We start from the raw sequence: 26,467 nt of genomic DNA, 5'->3' as shown, positions 1-26,467 counted from the left end.
TTCTATACCCGGATGAGCTGGGCGGGGTTGGATCGCGAAGCCACCAGGGCCGGGTACAGCGCGGACAGGGTTCCGCTGGCCAGCCCGGCTCCGATTCCCCACAGCGCTGCATACCAAGGGATCACGGCCGCCCAACCTTCAGTGGACGCGTATAACAGGACTGCCCCCATGCCCACTGCCGCTCCCGCAGTGCCGCCTAACACCCCCACCACGGCGCCTTCCAGCAGGAACATCCCGGCCAGTGGCCCCCTTCGCATGCCCAGTGCCAGTCGAAGGGCTATTTCGCTCGACCGGGCCAGGACACCGAGGTACATCGTGGTTCCGGCACTCAAACAGGCGATGGCCAGGAGCACAATGGAGACAATGCCCACCAGCCTCCCCAGATCAGCGTCAATCCCGTGCTTGAGGTCCCGTAGGTCGGCCACGGTCTGCACTGTCACGGCGCCTGTCTCAGCGGGACTCAGCGTCTTAGGCAGCGCCTCCGCGATGGCCGCCGGCATGCCCGGATCTGTCCGTAAGACCAGGCTGGCTGCGACTCTGCTGGTCACGGGGTATGAACCGACTCCCACCACCACCGACCCTGGAAGCATCGGATCCCTCCCCGGATTCTCGATGATGCCCACCACCGGAACCGGCTCACCATACAGCCAGATGACGACGCCGGGACCTGGCCTTGCGATACCCAGTTGGATGGCGGCATCCTGACCAAGGACCGCGACCGGGCCACCGAAAGATTGATCAAGCAGGCTGGCGTCGCCGAAGGAAATGGTGGCCCCTTGGAGTCGGAGATAGGCCGAATCAGCCACCCGGACTGCTCCGTTGAAGACAGGCTGTTCGGGAAAGGACCCAGGGCGGAAGGTCGAGGGCTGGACTATCGCCGCCGATAGCTCAGCAAGAACTCCGGCTTCGAGGACGCTGGAGAGCTCCTTTGACCGCTGAAGATCCTCTGTCACGGCGTCCCACGAGGCGTATCCGCCCTCACGCGTAGCCCGCACTTCGTCGCTGGCGGCTGCGTCGATCCTTGCGGACACCTTGACGGCTGCACTCTCGCTCAGCCCCATGGCGGCTACAAGCCCGCCGCTCCCCAGCAGGAATGCCAGTACCAGAAGAAGGGCCTTGGCCGGGCGGACCGTCAGCGCAGACAACGCATCCGCAACCACGTCTGCAGCTTCATGGTGTATGCGCCGGGCAAGGTGATAGGAAGCGGAACTGTCGCCTGGTGTTACTGGCGCGTCGCTGTGGACCGTAGCGGAGCCGGTGTCACCCACGATCAGCCCGTCCCGCATTGTGATGACCCGATCAGCAGCAGCAGCGATGCCTGGGTCATGGGTGACCAGGACGACGGTCGTTCCTGTGGCGTGAAGCTCGCGGAGATGGACCAGGACCAGCCCGCCATTGACGGTGTCCAGGCTGCCTGTCGGTTCATCAGCGAGCACGATTCCCGGGGCTCCGATGACGGCACGTGCAATTGCCAGCCGCTGTCGTTCGCCCCCGGAGAGCAAGGAAGCGGGGGTGGCCGCCTTATGCGCAAGGCCAAACTTGTGAAGTGCGGGCATCACTAGTCGCTTTTGGACGGACAGGGCAATCCCCCTTGCACGCAGTCCGAGGACGGCATTGCGTGCGGCAGCATCGCGTCCCACCATGTGCGAGTCCTGGAAGACGAAACCGAAGAGACTGGCGCGCAGCTCGGCTCTCTGTCGCTCGCTGAGGCCCGACACGTCCGTACCCTGCACCAAGTACGTTCCTGCCGAAGCTGTGTCCAAAAGGCCGAGGACGTTGAGAAGCGTCGACTTTCCCGAGCCGGAGGGGCCAACGATAGCCACGAACTCGCCCTGATAGATGTCGAGGCGCAAACCGGCCAGGGCGGGCGCGCCGGAAAAATCTCGCCGGACGTCCCGCATGCTAAGTATCGGACGGTGTGGTGGCGGATCGGTCGCTTCCGGGACATGCCAGTGTGAAGTCATTGCAACTTGACCTCGTCGCCTGGAGCCAACCCGTCCATGTCGGCAATGGCCGCCCACCCGTCCGCCTGTGCCATGACCTTTACGTTCACCCGCCGCGGCTCACCGTTCTTTTCCAGCAGCACGTAAGGGACACCTTCCTCCTGGCGAACCGCGATCAGGGGTACGGCCAAGGACTCCGCGGCGGCGATGCCAGCAGTTACAGTCACGGACTGGTCCGCGGCGAATCCTTGCGTGCCGGGTGGCACAGCAAACGTGATGTCCTTTCCGGGGATTTCGTTCTTGCTTTGGTCACCCTCCAAAAAGTCGCTGACAAGCACTACCTTGGTTTCGAGGACTGCGGAGCCGGCGCGAACAGTAACGGCCCCACCCACGGGAAAACTCTCGGACTGGACGACGTCCGCCCGGGCAACAATGGAGTCGTCAGCAATCTTTACCTGGGCAACGATGCCATCCTCACCGAGAACCGATCCGTTGCCGGCCATGGCGGCGATTGTCCCCGTGTCTCCGGGAACTTGAACGAATTCCTTCCACCGAAAAACCACCGCGTCGGGGGCCTGCTTGGTCGAAAGGGGGTGGGAGTCCACGTCCCCGGGTTTGAACGCTTTCGGCGAAGGTGTTGAGGTTGGGGCTTCGTAACCGGCTGCCTTGTACCAGTCGATCAAGGCGCGTTGCGTGCCGGTTTCGAAGGTATCCGCCGAAGAAACGGCGTAGCCAAAGCCAGCCAATGCGCCGTGCAACGCCGCGACGTCGGGGCCCGAATCACCCAGTTCGATATCGCGGTACAGGGGCACGCCGCTGGGGAGTACGAGTAACGGCCTCCCGGACACAGCGGCCAGCAGTTCACCTGGAACCACCACGCTTCCCACCATTTTGGGGGCTGCCGTCAAAACCAGCCTGTCAATACCTTCAATGGAACTCGCTTTGATCGCGTGTTGTGCACCTGCCACGACTTTGCCGGAGAGCACCACCTGTTTGAGGACCGCGCGACGCTCCACGGTTGCCGAAACAGGGATTACCACGGGCGTTGACGACGAGGGCCCTCCGCTGGCAACGCCGCTGGCACCAGTCCAGTACGCGGCGCCCAGGCCTGCCAACACCATCACCAGCAGCACTGGAATGAGCCACCACCGGGGAACGCGCCTCATGGCACGACCCGCCGGGGTCACCTCAGAGTCGTGCATCAGCCACACCGTGGTCCCTCAGTATTTGCCTGGCTCGTTCAACGGCGGCCGCCTTCTCTTCTGCCAAGGCGTTGAGCTCAGCCTGATGGTCCTTCATCTGTGCTGCTTGGTACTGAGCAAGGATGTCATAGGGTTTCCTGGCACCGCCGCCCGCGTCCTTGCAGTCAAGAGCCAGCAGGGCAACACGGATTTCGTCTTCTTTTGACCCTGTTGATTGCAGGTTCCAGGAACCTGCTTCAGTGAGCTTCAGGCCTCTTCCTGCCAAGCAGTCCTCCCAGCCCCGGCGGAAGGCAACGAACTCCGGGTCACGCTCTGTCAGCCCCACCGCGATGTCGGAGATCTGGTTCTGGATGGACGTATCGCCGACAAGTCCCTCCAGGAGTTCAGGTAAGCCAGCGCGCCCTACAGACTTGGTGCACTGGGATTCCGCTTCTTGTTGCTTGGAGCTAAGTGCCGGGCGCTCCGGTTGCTCCTCCATCACACCAGGAATTTTCCGGATCTCCGGCAGGGCACCATTCTTTGCGGCCAAGGCACGTGACCACTGTCCATACCTGCTGTCCTGGAGTGCCTTGCCGCCGCCTCCCCAAGAAGCCACAGTGAATCCAGCCTCTTCAACGCAGTCGAAAATGAGAAACGCGACCGCGGAATTGACCATGACGTTTTCCCTGTCGGAGTACCAGTAGGCGCTCATGGGCAGCACAACCTCTCCGGTCATCTCATTGAGGGAGGCCCGCGCGTTCGCTCCGGCGCTCCGATCAATCGCAGGCAAGCTGAGGGTGGGCCCGGGTTCGGACGGACGGGCGGGTTCGCTGGAGCACGACGCGCCGGCGATAGCAACCAGTATCGCCAGCACGCCAAGTGCCGCGGACGGCATCCTTTGGATCTTGAACGCCAAGAGACTAGCCCCAGACGCTCGTGATTTCGTCGTCCCAGTTCCGGGTGGACGTCATGTAGAGTCCGCGCAGATCATTTGAGGCATTGCCGGCCCGAAAAACCACATTGTGGCCAACAAAATTGCCGTCAACATAGAAATAGACATAGGGCGAAGCTGGATCTGCGGCAGGTCCAACGACTAAGGAACTCCCCTTGTCATTGGCGTCCACGCCCACGTTGTACGTGACCCAGCCAAAGGACCTGGAGGTCCCCGTGAACCAGTAGTTGTCGTATAGGCATACTCGTGCGGTGGAGCACGCCGGTGCGGCCTGGGCTGCAGACACCCCGGTCAATACAGAGGCTGAAACAACTGCAAGCACCCCGGCTGTGCGCAGGATGTTTTTCATGAGAATCCCCAATGCTTGTGTGAAGTGGAACAACTCTGTTCCATCTCGAACGGTAAGTCGCCTTGAGCACCACCTAGGCTGCTTTCCGAGGATCTAGGTGGCGTTCAGGCAAAAGATAAGTGTTCAGGGGGTCCAAACTAGGTGCTGCAATGCGGCTTCTAGGTGTTGATCTCTTGGTTTGCGCTGGTTAGAGGAGTTGCCACCCTTGTCCGCCATACTGATCATGTGCTGGAGACGACTGTGTTGGTGGAGGGCGAGAGCGACCGGCTGGCAGTGGAAATGCTGGCTAAAAGGCTTGGCCACGACCTAAGGATGGAACGCGTTTCGGTTGTGCCCATGAATGGCGCCACGAGCATCGTGCGTTTCCTCGACCGCTATGGCCCGCATGGGGCGGGCCACCGATTGTTGGGTCTCTGCGATTTCGGCGAGGCCGCGGGCATTGGCCGTGCCCTCATGCGGGCTGGCATGGGGGCAGGCCCGCTGGAAGACCATGGCTTCCAGGTCTGTAACGCCGATTTGGAGGACGAACTCATCCGGTGCCTTGGCGTGGATGCCGTGCTCGACGTCATCGCGGACCAAGGGGAGCTCGCGTCCTTTGAGCTCCTGCAACGCCAGCCCTCGTTGCGGGACCGGTCTGTGGAGGGGCAGTTACGGCGGTTCTTCGGTGGGCGCAGCGGGAATAAGATCCGATACGCGCCCATGCTTGTCAACGCGCTACCGGAAGGACAGGCGCCTCCTCCGCTGGCTCGACTGGTTGCATCTTTCGAGTCGTGATGTGAGAGAGCGTTGGCCGCAAGCCAGTGGGATGTGAGAGAGCGTGGGTTTCAAGCCAGTGGGACGTGAGAGAACGTTGGTGGGCTAGCCGCCGACGATCGCTGAGCCGATGAACGGATCAACGGCAAGCGCGATGAAGAGCAACGTCAGGTAGCTGATGGAGCCATGGAACACCTTCATGGCCCCCTTGTTGGAAACGTCGCCACCCTGCGCACGCTTGTACAATGCGTGGCTCTCGTAGAGGAACCAGGCTCCGGCAGCAACAGCCACGATCGTGTAGACCCACCCGGCCCCGCCCACCGGGATCATCAGCAGCGAGCAGGCAACCATGGCCCACGCATAAAGAACTACCTGTACGGAGACCACCTTCGCGCCGGCAATGGCGCCGAGCATGGGAACCTTGGCGTTGCGGTAGTCCTCGCCGTAACGCATGGACAGCGGCCAGTAGTGAGGAGGCGTCCAGAGGAAAATCACCATGAAGAGCACGATGGCGGGCCATTCGACGGTGTTGGTGACGGCCGCCCAGGCGATGAGCACCGGGAAGCAACCGGCAGCGCCGCCCCAGACGATGTTCTGGGCAGTGCGGCGTTTGAGGATCATGGTGTAGATCACCACGTAGAAGACGATTGCACCGAGGCCCAACCAAGCAGACAGCGGGTTGGCGCCAAACCACAGGATTGCGATGGAGGCGGCACCAAGGATCCAGGCGAAGATCAGAGCTTCGCGGGGAGTCACTTCACCGGTGACCAGCGGACGTTTCTCCGTGCGGTGCATCAACTTGTCGATGTCGCGGTCGATGTAGCAGTTGAAGACGCCGGCGCTGCCCGCAGCGAACGCGCCACCAACGAGGGTGGCAAGGATCAGGCCGATGGACGGGAAGCCGCGCTGCGCAAAGATCATGGTGGGAAGCGTGCTGACCAAGAGCAACTCAATGACACGGGGCTTCGTCAGAGCCAGATACGCCTTGAACTTACGGGACATTCCGATGCTTCCCCGGGCCGGGGACGCGTTAAGGGGCGTATCAGTTGTGCTCACGGCGGCAGTCACTCTGTTCTATGCTCTGGGGTTCTCGCAGCGGCTGCCGTCCCTCAAACCGGGCGCATGAACCGCTGCTGGCCTCCAAATATCATACCGTGGCGGAAAGCGGCCCGATGTCCGCAAAATACGCCAATGTTTCCGAATCTTCACTCTTCCGCCGGGCCATAGTGATTCATATAAGGGAAATTCTGTCCAGTTAGTGGGATTCCCTGAGTTCCATGACACGTTTAGGGCTAAGCTGTTGAGCAGATCAGCACACGTTGACGATCCGGGAAACCGTATTCTTGGATATCCGTGCGTCTGGATGAGAGATCAACGTTTCAATGGTGAACGGCTGGTAGACACATTGCAGCGGGCGCCATCCTGTGCTTCCTGCGTGCCGTGTCCATACGCCTGCCGTCAGCACAGAGAGGGGCTCGGTTTTCGTGCCACATTTGGAAGAGCAAGAACTGTCATGGACCGATCTGGACAAGAAGGCTGTTGACACCGTTCGCGTGTTGGCCGCTGACGCCGTGGAGAAGGTCGGCAATGGCCACCCTGGTACGGCGATGAGCTTGGCTCCGGCAGCGTACCTGCTGTTCCAGAAGCTGATGCGTCATGACCCGAAGAACCCGGACTGGCTCGGCCGCGACCGGTTCGTCCTGTCCCCCGGCCACACTTCGCTGACCCTTTACATCCAGTTGTTCCTCTCCGGTTACGGCCTGGAACTGAAGGACCTCGAGGCACTGCGTACCTGGGGTTCACTGACCCCGGGCCACCCGGAGTACAAGCACACCGCCGGTGTGGAAATCACCACCGGCCCGCTGGGCCAGGGCCTGGCCTCGGCTGTTGGTTTCGCTTACTCCCAGCGTCGCCAACGTGGCCTGTTCGACGCCGATGCTCCCGCCGGCGAATCCCCGTTCGACCACACCATCTGGGTTATCGCTTCCGACGGTGACCTCCAGGAGGGCGTAACGTCCGAGGCTTCCTCGCTCGCCGGCCACCAGGAACTGGGCAACCTCGTAGTGATCTACGACGAGAACCACATCTCCATTGAAGATGACACCGACATCGCCTTCACCGAGGACGTCCTCAAGCGCTACGAGGCCTACGGCTGGCACACCCAGCGCGTCGACTGGACCAAGACCGGCGACTACGTCGAAGACGTCCAGGAGCTCTACGCGGCACTGCTCGCTGCCAAGGCTGAGACGAACAAGCCGTCCATCATCTCGCTGCGCACCATCATCGGATACCCGGCACCGAAGAAGCAGAACACCGGCAAGATCCACGGCTCCGCTTTGGGCGCCGAGGAAGTCGCAGCACTGAAGACCGTACTCGGCTTCGATCCTGCCAAGTCCTTCGATGTTGACGAAGAAGTTCTTGCGCACGCCCGCAAGGTCCTGGACCGTGGCGCCGAGTCACGCGCTGCCTGGCAGACCTCGTTCGAGGCATGGCAGTCCGCCAACCCGGACGCCGCTGCCCTGCTGGAACGTGTTGAAGCGAAGAAGCTCCCTGTGGGTATTGACGCAGCCCTGCCGGTGTTCGAAGCCGGCAAGGACGTTTCCACCCGCGCAGCCTCGGGCAAGGTCCTGAACGCCATCGGCCCGGTCCTGCCGGAGCTCTGGGGCGGCTCAGCCGACCTCGCCGAGTCCAACAACACCACCATTGAAGGCTCGCCGTCGTTCATCCCGACGTCCCGCTCAACGGACGCCTGGAAGGGCAACCCGTACGGACGTGTGCTGCACTTCGGTATCCGTGAGCACGCTGCCGCGTCGATCGTGAACGGTATTTCCCTGCACGGCCGCACCCGCGCATTCTCCGGCACGTTCCTGATCTTCAGCGACTACCAGCGCCCGGCCATCCGCCTCGGCGCGCTGATGGGTGTTCCGTCCCTGTACGTATGGACACACGACTCCATCGGCCTGGGCGAAGACGGCCCCACCCACCAGCCGGTGGAACAGCTCGCCTCCCTGCGTGCCATCCCGGGCCTGGATGTTGTCCGTCCCGGCGACGCGAACGAGGTCTCCGCGGCATGGAAGGTCATGCTGGAGAACCACGAGAACCCGGCGGGCATTGTCCTGACCCGTCAGAACATCCCCACCTACGCCCGCGGCGAAGGTGAAGCAAGCGGCGACACGTTCGGCTCCACCGCTGGTGTGGCCAAGGGCGGTTACGTCCTGGCTGAGGCCTCCAAGAACGGCGAAACCGTTGACGCGCAGGTCATCCTGATCGGCACCGGCTCCGAAGTCCAGCTCGCAGTCCAGGCCCGCGAAGCCCTCCAGGCTGAAGGCATCGCAGCGCGTGTTGTGTCCATGCCGTGCGTTGAATGGTTCAACAAGCAGGACGCGGCTTACCGCGAGTCCGTACTCCCGGCCTCCGTGAAGGCCCGTGTTTCGGTTGAAGCCGGTCTCGCACTGGGTTGGCGCGAATTCGTCGGCGACGCCGGCCGTTCCATCTCACTGGAGCACTTCGGCGCCTCGGCTGACTACAAGCGGCTCTTCAACGAATTCGGCATCACTGCCGAAGCTGTTGCCGCCGCAGCAAAAGACTCCCTCGCAGACTCCAACGCATAACAGTCTGCTTCCCTCTCACAAGGAGAAAAACACATGTCTACAACTCCCACACAGCAGCTCTCAGACGCCGGCGTCTCCATCTGGCTTGATGACCTTTCCCGCAACCGCTTGGAGACGGGCACGCTGCAGAAGCTCATCGACGAGAAGAACGTTGTTGGTGTGACCACCAACCCGTCGATCTTCCACGCCGCCATCACTGCCGGCACGGATTACGACGCCACCATCGCAGCGCAGGCCGCGGCCGGTGCCAGCGTCGAAGAAACGATCTTCGAAATCACCACCACGGACGTCGCTGACGCCTGCGATCTCTTCGCTCCCATCGCCGCCGCCACCAAGGGTGTGGATGGCCGCGTCTCCATCGAGGTTGACCCCCGCCTTGCTTGGGATACCGCAGGAACCATCGCCGAGGCCAAGCACCTCTACGCCAAGGTCAACAAGGACAACGTCCACATCAAGATCCCGGCAACGCTTGAAGGCCTCGAAGCCATCACGGCTACGCTGGCCGAGGGCATCAGCGTCAACGTGACCCTGATCTTCTCCCTTGAGCGCTACCGCGCGGTCATCAACGCTTTCCAGTCCGGCCTTGAGCAGGCCAAGGAGAACGGCCACGACCTCTCCAAGATCCACTCCGTGGCCTCGTTCTTCGTGTCCCGCGTGGACTCCGAGATTGACAAGCGCCTTGACGCCATCGGCACCGAGGAAGCCAAGGCACTCAAGGGCAAAGCCGGCGTTGCCAACGCCCGCCTCGCGTACCAGGTCTACGAAGAGCTCTTCTCCACCGAGCGCTGGGCCGTCCTGGCTGAGGCCGGCGCGCTCCCCCAGCGTCCTCTGTGGGCCTCCACTGGCGTGAAGGACCCGGCCTACCCGGACACCCTGTACGTGACCGAACTCGTCGCAGCCGGCGTGGTCAACACCATGCCGGAAAAGACGCTCGACGCCTCCTTCGACCACGGCGTAGTCACCGGTGACACCATCACCGGCACCTACGACGAAGCGAACGAGACCCTCAACGCCCTCGAAGCCCTTGGCGTCTCCTACAACGACGTCGTCACCCTCCTCGAGACCGAAGGCCTCGAGAAGTTCGTAGGCTCCTGGAAGGAACTCCTCGCCGACGTCGAAGGCGCACTCGTCACCGCACGGAAGGCTTCCTAACCCATCATGAGCACAATCAGCTACGACGCCAGCGGTGCTGCCCAAGAGGCCATCGCCCAGCACATTGACAGCCTGGTCGAGGAAAAGATCGCAACCCGGATTTTCGCGAAAGACCACACTCTATGGGGTCCTGAAGCGGAGTCTGAGTCGGCGATTCGTCTCGGCTGGGTAGAGGCTGCCACCGTGTCCCAACCTTTGGTCGAAGGCATTCTGGAACTTCGCGATGCCCTCCGCGCCGACGGCGTCTCACGCATTGTCCTGTGCGGCATGGGTGGGTCTTCGTTGGCTCCCGAGGTCATTGCCGGCACTGCCGGCGTCGAGCTGACTGTTTTGGACAGCACTGATCCTGAACAGGTCAGTGCGGCCTTGGCGGACCGCTTGGCGGAAACAGCTATCGTCGTTTCTTCCAAGTCCGGCTCCACCGTGGAAACTGACTCCCAGCGCCGCGTGTTCGAGAAGGCGTTCAATGATGCCGGTATCGACGCCAAGAGCAGGATCATCATTGTCACAGACCCGGGTTCTCCGCTGGATAAGTCTTCCCGCGAAGCCGGCTACCGTGCAGTGTTCAACGCTGACCCCAACGTTGGCGGCCGTTTCTCGGCGCTGACCGCATTTGGATTGGTGCCTTGCGGGCTGGCCGGCGTGGACATCCAGGCGTTCCTGGACGAAGCAGAAGAGGCTGCTGAGATCCTCAACGAGGACTCAGCTGACAACATCGGTCTGGCGCTCGGCATCGCCCTCGGTGGTACCAGCCCGCTGCGCAACAAGATCGTCATCGCCGAGGACGGATCAGGCATAGTCGGTTTCGCCGACTGGGCCGAACAGCTTATCGCTGAATCCACAGGCAAGCTGGGCACCGGCGTGCTGCCGGTCGTAGCAGGCCCGGAATCCCCGGAAGCCTTGAACGGTGCCGAAGACATCCTGGTGGTCCGGCTGGTGGACGCCGATGCGGACGTAGAACTTCGTGAAAACGAGGTTGCCATTGCCGGTGGACTGGCCTCGCAGATGTTTGTGTGGGAGTTTGCCACCGCCGTGGCGGGTCGCCTGCTGGGAATCAACCCGTTTGACCAGCCCGACGTCGAGGCCGCCAAGGTGGCCGCGCGCGGCTTGCTGGACGCACGCCCCGAACCCACTCCGGCGGCCTTCACGGACGGCGCAGTGGAAGTACGCGGCGGCGAATGGCTCGGTAGCGCCTCGACGGCAAGCGAAGCCGTGCAGGCGCTCCTTGGCCAGCTCGGCACGGACGGTTACTTGAGCGTTCAGGCCTATCTTGACCGCATTTCCCATGCACCGCTTGAAGGCATCCGCGACGAACTCGCCGCCGTCAGCGGGCGTCCGGTGACGTTCGGTTGGGGCCCGCGGTTCCTGCACTCCACTGGCCAGTTCCACAAGGGTGGACCGGCCATCGGAGTGTTCCTGCAGGTCACTGCAGCATCCTCCACTGATCTTGAGATCCCGGAGCGGCCCTTCACTTTCGGTCAGCTCATTGCTGCCCAGGCCTCGGGCGACGCCCAGGTCCTGGAAGGCCATGGCCGCCCGGTTTTGCGCCTGCACCTCACTGAGCGCGCTGCGGGCGTAGCCCAACTCCAGGAAGTCGTCGCTGCGTTGGCCAACCAAGCCAGCGCACTCGAAAGCTAAGGCACAGAACCAAACATGCCAGAAACTGAAAACGGCAGGAAGAACGCCGGTCTCCGGAATCCTTTGCGGGATCCGCGGGATCGGCGCCTGAATCGTATTGCCGGGCCGTCGTCGTTGGTGTTCTTCGGAGTCACTGGTGATCTTGCCCGTAAGAAGCTGATGCCGGCGGTCTATGACCTTGCTAATCGTGGGTTGTTGCCGCCGAGTTTTGCTTTGGTGGGTTTCGGACGTCGTGAGTGGGATAACGCGGATTTCGCGGCTGAGGTCAAGGAAAACGTGAAGGCCCATGCCCGGACGAAGTTCGATGAAGCGGTGTGGGAGCAGTTGGCTTCGGGTATTCGTTTTGTTCGGGGCGAGTTCGACGACGATGACGCTTTCGAGCGTCTCGGTGATGTGCTCGATGAGCTGGATGAGACCCGTGGCACCCGGGGTAATCATGGTTTCTATTTGTCGATCCCGCCGAAGGCGTTCGAGCAGGTGTGCCGGCAGCTCTCCAAGCACGGCCTGGCGCAGGCCAAGCCGGGTCAGTGGCGTCGTGTGGTGATCGAGAAGCCGTTCGGGCATGACTTGGAGTCGGCCCGGCAGTTGAACGACATTGTGGAGTCGGTGTTCCCGGCTGATGCGGTGTTCCGGATTGATCATTATTTGGGGAAGGAGACGGTGCAGAACATTCTGGCGTTGCGTTTCGCGAACCAGTTGTTCGAACCGCTTTGGAACGCCAATTACGTGGATCATGTCCAGATCACCATGGCCGAGGACATCGGCACGGGCGGGCGTGCGGGCTATTACGACGGTGTGGGTGCTGCCCGTGACGTGATCCAGAACCACTTGCTGCAGTTGCTGGCGTTGACCGCGATGGAAGAACCGATCTCGTTTAATGCCGATGATTTGCGGGCGGAGAAGGAAAAGGTCCTCGCAGCGGTCAAACTGCCCGAGGACCTGTCCACCCATTCGGCGCGTGGTCAGTTCACCGGCGGGTGGCAGGGCGGGGAGGAAGTCCTCGGGTATTTGGATGAGGACGGGATCCCGGCTGATTCGAAGACCGAAACTTATGCTGCGATCCGGGTGGATATCAATACCCGCCGGTGGAATGGTGTGCCGTTCTACCTGCGTGCCGGTAAGCGCCTGGGCCGGCGGGTGACCGAGATCGCGGTGGTGTTCAAGCGGGCACCGAACCTGCTCTTCCGTGACCACAACGATGATGACTTCGGTCAGAACGCGGTGGTGATCCGGGTCCAGCCCGACGAGGGCGCCACGATCCGGTTCGGGTCCAAGGTCCCTGGCACGCAGATGGAAGTCCGTGATGTGACCATGGACTTCGGCTACGGGCACTCCTTTACCGAGTCCAGCCCCGAAGCCTACGAACGTCTCATCCTGGACGTGCTGTTGGGCGAACCGCCGCTGTTCCCGCGGCACCAGGAAGTGGAACTGTCCTGGAAGATCCTGGACCCGTTCGAGGAATACTGGGCCGGGCTCGATGAACAACCGCAACCCTACGCACCGGGCAGTTGGGGGCCGGCCTCGGCCGATGCCCTGCTGGCCCGTGACGGACGAACCTGGAGAAGGCCATGATCGTAGATCTTCCCGATACCACCACCTCCAAGATCTCCAAGAAGATCATGTCGCTGCGCGAACAAGGCGGCGTGATTGCCTTGGGGCGTGTGCTGACGTTGGTGGTGGTGACTAAGTCCGGGCAGGAAGAAGACGCCATCGAGGCAGCCAACGAAGCCAGTAGGGAACACCCCTGCCGGATCATCGTCCTGGCCGATGCAGGCGTTGAAGGACCGGACCGGCTCGACGCGCAGATCCGTGTTGGTGGCGACGCCGGCGCGTCCGAGGTCATCGTCCTGCGCGGGCACGGGCACATGGCCCACGAAAGCGAATCCCTCGTCGCGGCCTTGCTCCTCCCGGACGCACCGATCGTGGCCTGGTGGCCGCACGGCGCCCCGGAAAGCGCGTGCGAGACTTCCATCGGCCGGATCGCGCACCGGCGCATCACCGACTCAGCCAACGAACCGGACCCGAGGCGCGCTCTGGAGAACATCCGGGCCACCTACAAAGCCGGCGACACCGACCTCGCCTGGACCCGCCTGACCAACTGGCGCATGCAACTCGCCGCCGTCTTCGACCAAGTGGATGGCGACCCCGTCTCCGCAGTGGCCGTCGAGGGCGCCTCGGACTCCCCGAGTACGCTCCTGCTGGCGGCCTGGCTCAGCCTCGCGCTGCAGGCCCCTGTCACGATCGTTGCCGATCCGGCAGGGACTGGAATCCGCCGCGTGCGCCTCACGCGCGCCAGTGGCGACGTCCAGCTCTTCCGTCCCGGCCTGTCCGTGGCCGAGTTGACCCAACCGGGACAACCGGCGCAGCGTATCACTCTCCCCCGCAGAAGCCTCAAAGACTGCCTCGCAGAGGAACTCCGGCGGCTGGATCCGGACGAAGTATTCGGAGAAGTGATTACGATGGGACTTCCACTAACCAGCCAGAGGAGAGTCCAGACCAGTGCACGCTGATCCAAGAGTAAGCATCCACCCCGACTCCAAGGTTTTGATGGCCGCCATAGCGGCGCGCCTCATTACCAAGCTTGTGGATGTCCAGGACAAGCACGGCGAGGCCACGGTGGTCCTCACCGGCGGAACCGTTGGCATTGGGACCCTGAGGGCTGTGGCTGACTCCGCGGCAGCACCCGCCGTCGATTGGTCAAGGGTTAACTTCTGGTGGGGTGACGAGCGATTCGTCGGCGCCGACAGCGATGACAGGAACACGCGCCAAGCACACCAGGCTTTGCTCGCCCACTTGGCCGTCGACCCTGCCCGGGTTCACGAACCCGGCTCCGCCGATCAGTACGCCACCGCGGACGAAGCCGCGGCAGCCTACGCGGAAGAGCTCAAGGCAGCGGCCGAGGCCGAGCATACAGCGGACACATCGGACAGCAGGCCCGAAAAGCCCGGCATCCTGCCGCGCTTTGACATCCTCCTCCTGGGTGTCGGACCCGATGCGCACGTTGCCTCGCTTTTTCCCGAGCAGGCCGGCATTCGCGAGAAGTCACGAACCGTAGTGGGCGTCGAGAACTCACCCAAGCCGCCGTCGGCGCGCATTTCACTGACACTTCCGGCCATCAACACCGCGCAGGAAATCTGGATGGTTGTTGCCGGCGAGGATAAGGCCGGCGCCGTGGGTCTGGCCCTGGCAGGCGCCAATCCCGTGCAGGTCCCTGCAGCAGGCCCTGCGGGGCGTGCCAGGACACTGTGGCTTATCGATGAGAACGCAGCGTCACGAGTCCCCCAGCAGCTGGTCCGGAAGGACCCCGCGGGCGCGTAGGCGCTCCAGCGCTCCGGCCAGGACCACTTCGGCGTCTTGGCTGGAGCGTCTTTCTTTAACGTAATCCAAGTGCGATTTGAAGATTTCATCCTCAGGTCTTGTTGGGGCCGCATGACCGGGATCCCGGGTGGCGGGCGAACCACATTTGGGACAGTCCCACATCTTGGGAATCTGTTCGTCCGGCAGCTTAAGAAAAACAAGCCGCGTTTCGTGTCCCTTGGCGCACCAATAGGGGACACGAATACGCGGCAGTTGTTCTCCTGCTCCGTGGTCGCTTTGATGTCGAGGAGCTGAACCTTGAGTTACACCTACGCGGGTGCCCCGATAACCAGACGTGCCATGAACCATTTTCGAACCCCTAGCGACTCGGTGGTTGGCCGTCACGGCCTGTGGGCCTTACGGCCAACAGGGCCAGTCTAGTGCGAGGTGCTCGACGGCGGCACTACTGGTGGGTCTCCCAGCCAAAGAAAAAGGGAGGCTCCTATGAAGGAGCCACCCTTTTTGGGAAGAACTAGGAGTCGCCACCCGAGGTAAAGCGCATGATCAGGCCCAGGCCAATGATCACAACGCCCCATGTGATGCCAAGAATGATGGTGAAGCGGTTCAGGTTACGCTCGGCTACGCCGGACGAACTCAATCCGGAGCTCATTCCGCCACCGAACATGTCGGACAAACCGCCGCCACGTCCCTTGTGCAAGAGGATGAGCAGCGTCAGCAGAAGGCTGGTGATACCCAGCAGGATCTGCAGAATGACTTGAAGAACGTCCACGACGGCCTTTCGAAGAAGCGGAAAACGGGAGCCGGACTAGTCCGTGACGAGGTGGCTCTCGAACCTGACAATGTTAGCAAACTCAGCGGGGTCCAAGCTGGCGCCACCCACAAGCAATCCGTCAACGTCGCTTTCGGCCATGATGGCGGCAGCATTGTTGGCCTTGACGGAGCCCCCATAAAGAAGGCGCGTCTTGGCTGCGACGGCCTCGTCGAAGAGACCGGCAAGCTCGGTACGAATTGCTGCACACATTTCCTGTGCATCTTCCGGGCCGGCTACTTCGCCGGTGCCGATGGCCCAGACGGGCTCATACGCCACAACGAGTTCAGCTGCCTGCTCGGCTGTGAGTCCTTCGACGCCGGCGCGCAGTTGGGCCAGGGTGTGCTCCACGTGGGTGCCGGACTGACGGACTTCGAGGCCCTCGCCGACGCACAGAACGGGCGTGACTCCGTGACGGAAGCCGGCCTTGACCTTCGCGTTCAAGACCTCGTCGGACTCGTTGTGGATGGTGCGGCGCTCACTGTGCCCCACCAGGACGTAGGCACATCCCAGCTTGCTGAGGAACTGACCTGAGATGTCACCGGTGTAGGCGCCGGAGTCGAACTGGGACAGGTCCTGGCCGCCGTAAACAACTTCCAGTTCGTCACCCTGAACCAGCGTCTGGACACCGCGGAGGTCGGTGAACGGAGGAAACACTGCGACCTCGGCGCGGCTGTAGTCATGCTTGGCATCGGACAGTGTCCAGGCGAGCTTCTGCAGCAAGGTGATGCCCTGGACATGGTCCATGTTCATCTTCCAGTTGCCGGCGATGAAGGGCTTGCGGACGAAGTTGCCGTTGGCAGAGGTAGTCACATGAACTCCAAAGAATGCGTTGAGATATGGAACGACCGGCAGGACGCGGTAACGTCCTGCCGGTCGGTTGATGCTTAGCGGTCGAGGACGCTCAGACCCGGAAGTTCCTTACCTTCAAGGTATTCCAAGCTGGCGCCGCCGCCGGTGGAAATATGGCCGAACTGCGAGTCCTCGAAGCCGAGGGTGCGAACGGCTGCTGCCGAGTCGCCACCGCCGACAACGGTGAACGCAACCGTATCCGTCAGGGCCTGTGCAATGGCACGCGTGCCACTGGAGAAGGCTTCGAATTCGAAGACACCCATGGGGCCGTTCCAGAACACGGTCTTGGCCCCTTCGATCTGGGCCGCGAATGCCGATGCCGATTCCGGACCAATGTCCAGGCCAATGCCGGCAGCACCGAAAGTGCTGTCCTCAATGGCGTCTGCCTTAACGACCTCGTGCTCAGCATCCGCAGCGAAGCGGCTGGCGACGACGACGTCCGTGGGAATCACGAACGACGTTCCGGCATCGGAGGCCCGCTTGAGGTAGTCCTGGACTACCGGAATCTGGTCTTCCTCGAGGAGGCTGCCCGCAACCTTGTGCCCGGCTGCTGCCAGGAAGGTGAAGAGCATGCCGCCGCCAACAAGGATGGTGTCCGCTTTGCCAAGCAGGTTGTCAATGACCGCCAGCTTGTCTGAGACCTTGGAGCCGCCAAGAACCACGACGTATGGACGTTGTGTATCCGTGGTGAGCTTCCGAAGAACCTCTACTTCGGTGTGGACAAGATCGCCCAAGTAGGACGGCAACCGGGTGGCTACATCGAAGACACTCGCGTGCTTGCGGTGGACGGCGCCAAAAGCGTCGTCCACGAACGCCCCGTTGCTTCCCGTAAGGGCAACCAACTCGTCAGCGAAGGCTCCGCGCTCGGCGTCGTCCTTGCTGGTTTCACGCGCGTCGAAGCGAACATTTTCCAAGATGAGAACTTCGCCATCCTGGAGTCCGGATGCGAGCTCCTTGGCGGAGTCCCCCACAGTATCGTTGGCCAACTGAACCTTGAAGTCTGCGAGCTCCGCGAGGCGGGTCGCAGCGGGCTTCAGTGAGTACTTATCCTCCGGAGCGCCCTTGGGGCGTCCGAGGTGGGCGGTTACGAGCACACGGGCACCGGCGTCCGAGAGCTTCTTGAGGACCGGAAGGGAGGCCTTGATGCGGCCGTCGTCGGTCACTGCAGAGCCGTCGAGCGGTACATTCAGGTCACTTCTGACCAGAATGTACCGCCCGCGGACACCTTCAGCGATGAGTTCGTTGAGGGTGTGAGATGTCATGTGTCTACCCTAGCCCAGCTTGGATGCGACAAGCTCCGTGAGGTCTACGAGGCGGTTGGAGTAACCCCACTCGTTGTCATACCAGGAAACAACCTTGACCTGGTTGCCGATGACCTTGGTGAGGCCGGAATCGAAGATGGAGGACGCAGGGTCTCCGACGATGTCCGAGGAGACGATGGGGGCATCCGTGTAGCTGAGGATTCCGGCGAACTGCTCGGACTCAGCGGCGGCCTTGACGGCAGCGTTGACTTCCTCCACAGTGACTTCGCGGGAAACAGTGACAGTGAGGTCAGTAGCGGAACCCGTGGGGACGGGAACGCGGATGGCGTAACCATCCAGCTTGCCCTTGAGCTCCGGCAGGACCAGGCCGATTGCCTTGGCAGCACCAGTAGACGTGGGGACCATGTTGATGGCAGCAGCACGGGCACGGCGGAGATCGCCGTGCGGGCCGTCCTGCAGGTTCTGGTCGGCCGTGTAGGCGTGGACCGTGGTCATCAGGCCACGCTCGATGCCGAAGGCGTCATTGACAACCTTGGCCAGCGGGCCGAGGCAGTTGGTAGTGCAGGACGCGTTGGAGATGATGTGGTGCGCTGCGGGATCGTAGAGGTCCTGGTTGACGCCCATGACGATGGTGATGTCTTCGTCGCTGGCAGGTGCCGAAATGAGGACCTTCTTGGCGCCGGCGTCAATGTGCTTCTGCGCCGCTGCTGCCTTGGTGAAGAAACCCGTGGACTCGATGACGATGTCCACGCCCAGTTCACCCCAGGGGAGGTTGGCGGGATCGCGTTCTGCCAGCACGGTGATGGACTTGCCATCGACTACCAGGTTGCCATCAACAACCTCCACGGACTGCGTGAGACGGCCACCAACGGAGTCGTACTTCAGGAGGTGGGCGAGGGTCTCGGGGCTGGTGAGGTCGTTGACTGCCACGATCTCAAGGTCTGCGCCCTGGGCCAGTGCTGCGCGGAAGTAGTTACGGCCGATGCGGCCGAAGCCGTTGATACCAATACGGGTGGTCACTATGTGTCAATCTCCTTGGTGCTCTTGCAAGCACGCCTAGTGAGTCGGATCAAATATTTCCAACTAACAGACCCCGCACGTCTTTGGGCAGAGGTGATTATCAGATCGGAGGGCGACCAGCCACGTTGCTGAAGGCTAACCGCCTTCCGTGATCCATCTTACGTTTAACTAAGCCTGCCCCCGCAACTGCGGAGGCAGGCTTTCCAGCATTTGGCCCCAATTCACGCGAAAAGTGACTTTTGTTACATCGGCGTGAACCGGGACTCACCAACTAGAGGACGATGAGGCCCGTGGCGTTGGCGCGGGCAGCTTCGAAGCGCTTGGCGACGTCTGCCCAGTTGACGATGTTCCAGAACGCTTTGACGTAGTCAGCCTTGACGTTGACGTAGTCCAGGTAGAAAGCGTGCTCCCACATGTCCAGCATCAGCAGCGGGGTGGTTCCTACTGCAACGTTGCCCTGCTGATCGTAGAGCTGCTCGATGAGCAGGTTCCCGCCGATGGGCTCGTAGGCGAGGAAAGCCCAGCCGGAACCCTGGAGGCCCAGCGCGGCAGCGCTGAACTGGGCACGGAATGCATCGAAGGAGCCGAAGGCGTCGTCAATGGCAGCAGCCAGTTCGCCTTCGGGCTTGTCGCCGCCGTCCGGGGAGATGTTGTTCCAGAACACGGAGTGGTTGATGTGTCCGCCGGTGTGGAACGCGAGGTCCTTGGAGAGGCGGTTGATGTTGGCGAAATCATTCTTCTCGCGCGCGTCGGCCAGCTGGGAGAGGGCGTTGTTGGCGCCTGCAACGTATGCCGCATGGTGCTTGCTGTGGTGCAGCTCCATGATTTTTGCCGAAATGTGCGGCTCGAGTGCTGCGTAGTCGTAGCCGAGCTCGGGCAGAACGTACTCTGTCACGAAATCCTCCAATGTAATGGACTCACGTCCGGGTTGGTAACTCTCGTTATTTCATCCGGCCAGCGGACCGGCCGGAAATCCTTGGCGGAGAAAGCCTGCTCTTGCCTCCACCGGGAACAACCAGCGGTGCCTTCGCAGTATTTCCTCCGCACTTTGTCGATTCTATGGGTGCGGCCTACTCGTCCATCATTTCCGGAGTCACATTTGCCTCAGTGCCCGGGATGCCCAAATCCAAGGCACGCTTATCTGCCATGGCCAGGAGCCGGCGGATACGGCCGGCTATGGCGTCTTTGGTCATGGGCGGATCAGCTAGTCGGCCGAGTTCATCCAGGCTTGCCTGCTTGTGCGCCACCCGGAGCTCTCCTGCGTACTTGAGGTGGTCCGGAACGTCATCTCCCAGGATCTCCAGTGCACGGTCCACCCTGGCGCCCGCCGCCACTGCGGCTTGGGCTGAGCGGCGCAGGTTGGCGTCGTCGAAGTTGGCGAGCCTGTTGGCGGTGGCACGGACTTCCTTTCGCATGCGCCGTTCTTCCCAAACCATCAGGGCGTCATGGGCGCCCATGCGGGTGAGGAGGGCAGCGATGGTGTCGCCGTCACGAATGACCACGCGGTCAACGCCGCGAACTTCGCGCGCCTTGGCCTGGATGCCGAGGCGGCGGGCTGCGCCGACCAATGCCAACGCGGACTCGGGGCCGGGGCACGTCACCTCAAGGGACGATGATCGCCCCGGTTCCGTGAGTGAACCATGGGCCAGGAAAGCGCCCCGCCACACTGCCTCGGCATCGGCCGCTGAACCGTTGACGACGGCGGAGGGAAGGCCCCGCACGGGTCGCCCCCGGCCATCCAACAAGCCCGTTTGGCGGGCAAGTGCTTCGCCGTCGCGCACAACGCGGACGACGTAACGGCTCCCCCGCCGCAGGCCTCCACCGGATACGACGATGATTTCGCTCTGATGTCCGTAGACTTCCGCGATCGCTGCCCGGAGACGGCGGGCGGTGGAAGCGAGGTCGACTTCGGCCTCGATAACGATCCGCCCCGAAATAATGTGCAAGCCGCCTGCAAAACGCAGCATTGCCGAAACTTCCGCCTTGCGGACCGAAGATTTCTTGATGTCCAGCCGGGACAGTTCGTCCTTGACCGACGCAGTAAGTGCCATCGCGTGTTCCTAACTGTTCCCGAAAATATCGTGGTACGCCGCTGCCAACAGCAGTGGATCATGGACGGGGCGGCGCCTCGACGCCCCTACTCTACCCAACACCACTTCGGCGCCGATCATCGCTGCCGCCTTCTCGAAGGCCTTGCGATCCTGCACCGCTGCGGGATCCGCCAGGACGACGTCGACAGTGAACTCAGGTGCATAGCGGCGCAGGACATCCAAGTGGTCCGCAGCCGTCATGCCGGATGTTTCCTTGGTTTCCACATCCAGGTTCATGGTGAGGCAACGCTTGGCAGCCGTATCACCGAGGGCCCGCCGAAGCTCAGGCAACAGCAAATGCGGCAGGACCGAGGTGTACCAGGATCCAGGGCCCAGAATGACCCAATCAGCCAGCTCAATCGCAGTGAGCGCCTCAGTGCAGGCAGGGGCGGCTTCGGGCAGGAGCCTGACTTCTTCCAGCTTCCCAGCCACAGCACACTTTGCCTGCCCCCGCACCGTACGCAGTTCATGGCCGCCACCCGGTAACTCCACCTGCGCCTTGCCCTCAATGGTGAGGGGGACGCTGGACATGGGAAGTACCTGTCCGCGGGCACCCAACAGTGCTCCAGCCCACTTGAGGCCGGCAACGGTGTCGCCCAAAAGTTCCCACAGCGTGACGATCAGCAGGTTGCCCATGGCGTGATTGTCCAGTGAGCCCCCTTTCGCCGAACCGGCTTCGAAGCGGTGCTGCATGACATCGCGCCAGGTCCGACCCCAATCCGTGTCGTCGCAAAGGGCGCTCAGGGCCATCCGCAGGTCTCCCGGGGGGAGAACGCCGTACTCGTCGCGGAGACGCCCGGAGCTGCCGCCGTCGTCCGCTACCGTGACGATTGCCGTCAGTTCGGACGTGAGCAAACGAAGGGCAGACAGCGAGGCTGCCAGTCCGTGACCGCCTCCCAAGGCGACAACGGAGGGGCTCTTCTTTTGCTGGCTACCGGGAACGCCCTTGGGCGGTATAAGCGGCAGCGGGCCCGTCAGGACCCCCACTACTCGCGTCCCAGGTCGCGGTGGGTGGTGGTCACGGTGACCCGGGGGTACTGCGCAAGGCGTTTGGAAAGTTCCACCGTAACCGCCACCGAACGGTGCTTGCCGCCGGTGCAACCAACCGCCAGCGTGGCGTAGTGCTTGTTCTCCTGACGGTAGCCGTCCAGGACAGGCTCCAACGCCCTAACGTAGCGGTCCACGAACTCCTGAACACCCTCCGCGCCCAGGACGTAGTCGCTGACGTCCTCGTCCAAGCCGGTGTGCGGCCGAAGCTGCGGTACCCAGTGCGGGTTGGGGATAAAGCGGGCATCGGCCACGAAGTTGGCGTCCACGGGCAGCCCGTACTTGAACCCAAAGCTCATGACGTTCAGGCGAAGTGTCACCGGCCCGGTATCGCTGAACAGCTCCGTGATAGCCGTAGCCAAGCCATGGACGTTGAAGTCCGAGGTGTCCAGAACGACGTCGGCGTGCTCACGAAGTTCCCGGAGGACCTCACGCTCGATGCCGATGCCGTCGAGGATCCTTCCACCGCCCTGCAGCGGATGCGGGCGACGTCCCTGCTCGAAACGGCGGACCAGGACGTCGTCGTTGGCGTCCAGGAAGAGTACCCGGAAGGTGATGCCGCTGGCGCTCAAAGCTCCCAACGCAGTCTGAATGTCGGTGAAGAGGTCCTTGCTCCGGACGTCCACAACTACGGCCAGCTTGGGTATCGACTTTGGCGCATGCGAGACGATTTCTGCCAGCGTGCCCAACATTTGCGGAGGAAGGTTGTCAACGACGTACCAGCCGTGATCCTCCAGAGCATCGGAGGCGGTGCTGCGTCCGGCACCCGACATGCCGGTTACCACCAGCAACTCCGCCTCAGGCGGCTTGACGGGCGTCAGGCCGTCCTGCTCCGTGCCGGACTCTGCCGTAGCCTCATCCATCTGTTGTCCCCGTTTCGTCGGAAGTGGTCATTCGAAAGCTTGTGGTAGCCGCCTGGGGCAGCATGGCCCACGTGGCCGCATCTCAGGCGCCCGGCAGCACTCTTGCGCCGACCGGCCAAGTTCTTACCCTAGCTAAGATTCAAGGATTTCGCCGGTGGTCATGTTCACCGCAGGTGCCGTTTCACCGGTGTCCGCAGCAGAACCAAGGTGCTGGACCACCGCGGCAGCCAGAGCCGGACCGATGCCCTTGGCAGAGGTAAGCTCCTCCACGGATGCGGCCTTGATCTTCTTGAGCGATCCGAAGTGTGCCACCAGGGCCTTCCGTTTCGCCTCCCCCAGGCCGGGCACGCCGTCCAGGACGGACACTGTCATGGCCTTGCCGCGCTTCTGGCGGTGGAAGCTGATGGCAAAGCGGTGGGCCTCGTCACGGATCCGCTGCAGGAGGTACAAACCTTGCGACGTCCGGGGCAGGATCACGGGGAAGTCGCTGTCAGGCAGCCAGACTTCCTCGAGCCGTTTGGCCAGACCCACCACGTAAACGTCATCAATGCCCAATTCCCCCAGGGCGCGGGCCGCCGCGTTGACCTGCGGCTGACCTCCATCCACCACCACCAGGTTGGGCGGGTAGGCGAACTTGGCCTTCGGGGCAGGCAAAGTAGTGTCCGACGGCGGCACGTCAGTGCTGCTCTTGTCCCTGTTACTTTGTGCACTGCTACGTGTCGGGTTGATGATTTCGCCGGAAACGATCGGGACCTGGGCGGCCTTGTCCGTGAGATAGTGCCTGAAGCGACGGGTCAGGACGTCGTGCATGGCCGCAGTATCGTCGGCGGCTGCAGCGCCCGTAATGGAGAATTTCCGGTAGTCGGACTTCTTGGGCAGCCCATCTTCCACCACCACCATGGAAGCCACCACGTTTGTTCCTTGAACGTGGGAAATATCGAAGCACTCGATCCGCAGCAGGGGAACCGGAATCTCCAAGGCCTCCTGCAGTTCCTGGAGGGCAACGGAGCGGACAGTAATGTCTCCTGCACGGCGCGTCTTATGCAGTTTCAAGGCTTGCTCTGCATTCTCGCGCACGGTGGACATCAGGGCGGCCTTGTCACCGCGCTGTGGTACGCGGATGTCTACCTTGGCACCTCGCAAGCCTCCCAGCCATTCCGTGAGTTCAGCATGGTTACTGGGGTTCTCCGGAACCAGGACTTCACGTGGAATTCGACCCTGTACTTCACTGTCCTCACCGTAGACCTGCTGCAGCAGGTGTTCGATGAGTTCCGGCGTCGTAGCATCCTCGACTTTTTCTACGACCCAACCGCGCTGCCCACGGACACGTCCGCCGCGAACGTGGAACACCTGCACGGAAGCTTCGAGTTCGTCCTCGTGAAGCGCGAAAACGTCCGCGTCGGTATCCTCCGCGAGGACCACTGCGTTGCGTTCAAAGACCTTGCGGAGCGCGATGATGTCGTCCCTGAGCCCGGCCGCGCGCTCGTAGTCCAATTCGGCTACGGCGGCAGACATGTCTTTCTCCAGCCGGTTGATGAAGCGCTTGGCTTCGCCGCCCATGAAGGAACAGAAGTCTTCTGCCAGGCCACGGTGTTCGTCGGGGGTGACCCGGCCGACACAGGGAGCCGAACATTTGTCGATATAACCCAGGAGGCAGGGTCGTCCGCTGGACTCGGCCCGTTTAAAGACGCCTGCGCTGCAGCTCCGAACAGGAAAGACCCGCAGGAGTGTGTCCATGGTTTCCCGGATGGCACCGGCTGTGTACGGACCGAAGTACCTGGTGCCCTTCCTTCTTTCACCGCGCATGACCTGCACTCTGGGGTACTTCTCCCCCATGGTGACAGCGAGGTAGGGATACGTCTTATCATCCCGGAATACGACGTTGAACCGAGGCTTGAATTCCTTGATCCAGGTGTATTCCAATTGCAGCGATTCCAGCTCGCTCCCCACCACGGTCCATTCAACACTGCTGGCCGCGTGGACCATTGCATGGGTCTTCGGGAGGAGTCCTGCAGGATTCGCGAAGTACGAATTCAGCCGGGAACGGAGGTTTTTTGCCTTGCCCACATAGATGACCCGGCCATGGGGGTCACGGAAACGGTAGACGCCCGGAGTGGTGGGAATTTCACCTGTTTGGGGCCGGTAACTTGCTGGATCTGCCACGTTTCCAGTCTAGTGAACCGGAACGACACTCATTGCCACGGTGGCGCGGCCACCAAGGCGTCAGTCGACGGCTTTGCTTTGGTTGTAGCTGGTGGACCGCTCCTGGCCGCTAAGCAGTGCAATGGCATCCATGATCTTGTCAGTGACTTCGCGGCGGGCGGGCAGGGAGTGGTCCGGGCCTGTCTTGTCGAAGTAGAGGGGCTCGCCAACCTTCATGGTGAAGTGCTGCGGCCGAACGGCGTTCTTGTCCGCAGGCTGCAACTGCTCCGTGCCGATCAGCCCCACAGGGATCACCGGAGCGCCCGTGGTCAAGGCAAGCCATCCCACCCCCGTCCTGCCGCGGTAAAGAATACCGTCGCGGGATCGTGTGCCTTCCGGGTAGATGCCGATGCCCTTCCCGGATTCCAGGATGTCCAGCAGGGTCTTGAGCGCCTGGACACTGGCCGCTTGTTCACCGCGCTCGACGGGAATGGAACCTACTGCCTCGAAGAACGACTTCATCACGGCGCCTTTGACGCCCTTGGTGGTGAAGTATTCCGCTTTGGCAAAGAAGGCAACAGGGCGGGGCATCAGCGCCTGAACGATGACGCTGTCAAGGAAGGAGAGGTGGTTGGGGGCTACGATGAATGGCCCATCCTTGGGAACGTTCTCGAGCCCAATTACCGTAGGACGGCACGTGGAGGAGATCAGGCCTCGGGTTGTCCAGCGGATCGCATCAAAGACTGCCATCGTTTTGTACCTCGCTCAGGGCTGCCGCGCGGACAGCGTCAAGTTCTTCAATTTTGGTGCGCAGTTCGAGGGCAGTGTTTACCACCGCGACTGCTCCGGCTTGCTCAAGTTCACCGTCCGGTGCAAATCCCCAACTGACTCCGATGCAGTCCAATCCATTGGCCAGAGCGCCTGCGACGTCTTGATGCCTGTCCCCCACCATGACGGCCGGCTGGGAGTTGAGATCATTTAACGCCGCGGCGACGATTTCCACCTTGCCGGACGCTGTATTGGCTTTCAGGGATTCGTCATCCGCAGCCCCGCGGATGGAAACGAAGAAGTCAGCAATTCCATGGTGCTCCAACACGAGGCGCGCAATTGACTGCGGCTTCTGGGTAGCCACCGCGACGGGCCGGCCAGTCTCCGCGAAGAATTCGAGGAGATCGAAGATTCCCGGGTACAACTTGCTTTGGCCAATGCCGGTTTCTTTGTAGTGGCCCCGGTATCGCTCAATGGTTTCATCCACCAATTCGCTGGAGACGTTCGCCAAATGGAGGAGGGAATCGCTGAGTTTGGGACCCACCATGGAATTCAGCACGGCTTGTTCGGGAACAGGTAGGCCCATTTCCCGGAGGGCGGCAGAAATGCCTCCCGTGATACCGCCGGCAGGATCGACAAGGGTGCCGTCCAGATCGAATATTACGGGCACCGTTGTTTGAGTCACCGGGTTAGTTTCTCACGAGTAGCGGCATGCCTG

At 62.1% G+C, this 26,467-nt stretch carries 24 protein-coding genes; 7 read left to right on the top strand and 17 right to left on the bottom strand.

Features of this window, described 5'->3' with window-relative positions; translation table 11 throughout:
* Nucleotides 1-2: 2 nt before the first annotated feature.
* Genes KCX59_RS11540 through KCX59_RS11525 form a run of 4 tightly spaced genes read right to left on the bottom strand, consistent with a single transcriptional unit; the run spans nucleotide 3 to nucleotide 4,425 of the window.
* On the bottom strand, nucleotides 3-1,964 hold the full coding sequence (locus KCX59_RS11540) for an ABC transporter ATP-binding protein/permease (RefSeq protein WP_434122449.1): 1,962 nt from the start codon (nucleotides 1,962-1,964) through the stop codon (nucleotides 3-5).
* Entirely contained in the window at nucleotides 1,961-3,145 is a 1,185-nt protein-coding gene (locus KCX59_RS11535) for a hypothetical protein (RefSeq protein WP_179016631.1), read from the bottom strand. The genes KCX59_RS11540 and KCX59_RS11535 overlap by 4 nt, the downstream gene beginning before the upstream one ends.
* Nucleotides 3,132-4,019 carry a hypothetical protein gene (locus KCX59_RS11530; RefSeq protein ID WP_178992798.1) on the bottom strand — a complete coding sequence of 296 codons (888 nt, stop codon included), beginning with the start codon at nucleotides 4,017-4,019 and terminating at the stop codon, nucleotides 3,132-3,134. Before KCX59_RS11530 ends, KCX59_RS11535 begins: the two co-directional genes overlap by 14 nt.
* A 25-nt stretch (nucleotides 4,020-4,044) precedes the next feature.
* The gene (locus tag KCX59_RS11525) at nucleotides 4,045-4,425 is read right to left on the bottom strand and encodes a peptidase inhibitor family I36 protein (protein ID WP_179016632.1); all 381 of its coding nucleotides are present in this window, start codon (nucleotides 4,423-4,425) and stop codon (nucleotides 4,045-4,047) included.
* Nucleotides 4,426-4,650: 225 nt separating this feature from the next.
* Between KCX59_RS11525 and KCX59_RS11520 the strand changes: the two genes are divergently transcribed.
* Nucleotides 4,651-5,199 carry a TOPRIM nucleotidyl transferase/hydrolase domain-containing protein gene (locus KCX59_RS11520; RefSeq protein ID WP_178992800.1) on the top strand — a complete coding sequence of 183 codons (549 nt, stop codon included), beginning with the start codon at nucleotides 4,651-4,653 and terminating at the stop codon, nucleotides 5,197-5,199.
* Between the two features lie 84 nt (nucleotides 5,200-5,283).
* Here KCX59_RS11520 and KCX59_RS11515 read toward each other — a convergent pair whose 3' ends face one another.
* A complete protein-coding gene (locus KCX59_RS11515) occupies nucleotides 5,284-6,246 on the bottom strand; it encodes a heme o synthase (protein ID WP_091470646.1) in 963 nt (320 codons plus the stop codon).
* A 416-nt stretch (nucleotides 6,247-6,662) separates the two neighbouring features.
* Here KCX59_RS11515 and tkt point away from each other — a divergent pair, with 416 nt between their 5' ends.
* From tkt to pgl, 6 genes are read left to right on the top strand one after another with little or no spacing between them, the layout of a single operon-like run.
* Nucleotides 6,663-8,789: a transketolase gene (gene tkt, locus KCX59_RS11510; protein WP_370629150.1), complete on the top strand. Its 2,127-nt coding sequence runs from the start codon at nucleotides 6,663-6,665 to the stop codon at nucleotides 8,787-8,789.
* 33 nt (nucleotides 8,790-8,822) lie between these two features.
* Nucleotides 8,823-9,941 (top strand): transaldolase, encoded by a 1,119-nt coding sequence (gene tal / locus KCX59_RS11505; RefSeq protein ID WP_178992802.1) that lies wholly within the window; start codon nucleotides 8,823-8,825, stop codon nucleotides 9,939-9,941.
* Between the two features lie 6 nt (nucleotides 9,942-9,947).
* The gene (locus KCX59_RS11500) at nucleotides 9,948-11,579 is read left to right on the top strand and encodes a glucose-6-phosphate isomerase (protein WP_179016633.1); all 1,632 of its coding nucleotides are present in this window, start codon (nucleotides 9,948-9,950) and stop codon (nucleotides 11,577-11,579) included.
* A 15-nt stretch (nucleotides 11,580-11,594) separates the two neighbouring features.
* Entirely contained in the window at nucleotides 11,595-13,151 is a 1,557-nt protein-coding gene (gene zwf, locus KCX59_RS11495) for a glucose-6-phosphate dehydrogenase (protein WP_179016634.1), read from the top strand.
* Nucleotides 13,148-14,089 carry a glucose-6-phosphate dehydrogenase assembly protein OpcA gene (locus KCX59_RS11490; RefSeq protein WP_178993038.1) on the top strand — a complete coding sequence of 314 codons (942 nt, stop codon included), beginning with the start codon at nucleotides 13,148-13,150 and terminating at the stop codon, nucleotides 14,087-14,089. Before zwf ends, KCX59_RS11490 begins: the two co-directional genes overlap by 4 nt.
* The gene (pgl, locus tag KCX59_RS11485; RefSeq protein WP_178993037.1) at nucleotides 14,079-14,897 is read left to right on the top strand and encodes a 6-phosphogluconolactonase; all 819 of its coding nucleotides are present in this window, start codon (nucleotides 14,079-14,081) and stop codon (nucleotides 14,895-14,897) included. The genes KCX59_RS11490 and pgl overlap by 11 nt, the downstream gene beginning before the upstream one ends.
* Here pgl and KCX59_RS11480 read toward each other — a convergent pair.
* The 12 genes from KCX59_RS11480 to KCX59_RS11425 all read right to left on the bottom strand — a co-directional run bounded on the left by KCX59_RS11480 (nucleotide 14,850) and on the right by KCX59_RS11425 (nucleotide 26,434).
* Nucleotides 14,850-15,245 carry an RNA polymerase-binding protein RbpA gene (locus KCX59_RS11480; RefSeq protein WP_179016663.1) on the bottom strand — a complete coding sequence of 132 codons (396 nt, stop codon included), beginning with the start codon at nucleotides 15,243-15,245 and terminating at the stop codon, nucleotides 14,850-14,852. The two genes, pgl and KCX59_RS11480, sit on opposite strands and share 48 nt — an antisense overlap.
* A gap of 163 nt (nucleotides 15,246-15,408) precedes the next feature.
* Nucleotides 15,409-15,666 carry a preprotein translocase subunit SecG gene (gene secG / locus KCX59_RS11475; protein WP_017198454.1) on the bottom strand — a complete coding sequence of 86 codons (258 nt, stop codon included), beginning with the start codon at nucleotides 15,664-15,666 and terminating at the stop codon, nucleotides 15,409-15,411.
* A gap of 36 nt (nucleotides 15,667-15,702) precedes the next feature.
* Entirely contained in the window at nucleotides 15,703-16,518 is an 816-nt protein-coding gene (gene tpiA, locus KCX59_RS11470) for a triose-phosphate isomerase (protein ID WP_178993035.1), read from the bottom strand.
* A 74-nt stretch (nucleotides 16,519-16,592) separates the two neighbouring features.
* On the bottom strand, nucleotides 16,593-17,819 hold the full coding sequence (locus KCX59_RS11465) for a phosphoglycerate kinase (RefSeq protein WP_178993034.1): 1,227 nt from the start codon (nucleotides 17,817-17,819) through the stop codon (nucleotides 16,593-16,595).
* Nucleotides 17,820-17,828: 9 nt separating this feature from the next.
* Nucleotides 17,829-18,839 carry a type I glyceraldehyde-3-phosphate dehydrogenase gene (gene gap, locus KCX59_RS11460; protein WP_091467346.1) on the bottom strand — a complete coding sequence of 337 codons (1,011 nt, stop codon included), beginning with the start codon at nucleotides 18,837-18,839 and terminating at the stop codon, nucleotides 17,829-17,831.
* A 271-nt stretch (nucleotides 18,840-19,110) separates the two neighbouring features.
* Complete coding sequence (locus KCX59_RS11455) at nucleotides 19,111-19,734, bottom strand: superoxide dismutase (RefSeq protein WP_091467344.1); 624 nt, start codon at nucleotides 19,732-19,734, stop codon at nucleotides 19,111-19,113.
* A gap of 175 nt (nucleotides 19,735-19,909) precedes the next feature.
* Nucleotides 19,910-20,890, bottom strand: coding sequence for a DNA-binding protein WhiA (gene whiA, locus KCX59_RS11450; RefSeq protein WP_017198459.1), 981 nt, complete (start codon nucleotides 20,888-20,890; stop codon nucleotides 19,910-19,912).
* A 9-nt stretch (nucleotides 20,891-20,899) separates the two neighbouring features.
* Nucleotides 20,900-21,916, bottom strand: coding sequence for a gluconeogenesis factor YvcK family protein (locus KCX59_RS11445; protein ID WP_017198460.1), 1,017 nt, complete (start codon nucleotides 21,914-21,916; stop codon nucleotides 20,900-20,902).
* Entirely contained in the window at nucleotides 21,916-22,839 is a 924-nt protein-coding gene (rapZ, locus tag KCX59_RS11440; protein WP_091467342.1) for an RNase adapter RapZ, read from the bottom strand. Before rapZ ends, KCX59_RS11445 begins: the two co-directional genes overlap by 1 nt.
* A gap of 132 nt (nucleotides 22,840-22,971) precedes the next feature.
* Nucleotides 22,972-25,002, bottom strand: coding sequence for an excinuclease ABC subunit UvrC (gene uvrC, locus KCX59_RS11435; RefSeq protein WP_179016664.1), 2,031 nt, complete (start codon nucleotides 25,000-25,002; stop codon nucleotides 22,972-22,974).
* Between the two features lie 60 nt (nucleotides 25,003-25,062).
* Nucleotides 25,063-25,731, bottom strand: a complete 669-nt coding sequence (locus KCX59_RS11430) for a lysophospholipid acyltransferase family protein (protein ID WP_091467339.1) — start codon at nucleotides 25,729-25,731, stop codon at nucleotides 25,063-25,065.
* Nucleotides 25,718-26,434: an HAD hydrolase-like protein gene (locus KCX59_RS11425; RefSeq protein ID WP_179016665.1), complete on the bottom strand. Its 717-nt coding sequence runs from the start codon at nucleotides 26,432-26,434 to the stop codon at nucleotides 25,718-25,720. Before KCX59_RS11425 ends, KCX59_RS11430 begins: the two co-directional genes overlap by 14 nt.
* Nucleotides 26,435-26,467: the final 33 nt, after the last annotated feature.

Origin of the sequence: Paenarthrobacter nitroguajacolicus (genome assembly GCF_051027655.1) — a bacterium.
Classification (GTDB): Bacteria; Actinomycetota; Actinomycetes; order Actinomycetales; family Micrococcaceae; genus Arthrobacter; species Arthrobacter nitroguajacolicus.
The sequence above is the reverse complement of the archived record's forward strand: the minus strand, read 5'-3'. Positions and strand labels throughout refer to the sequence as shown.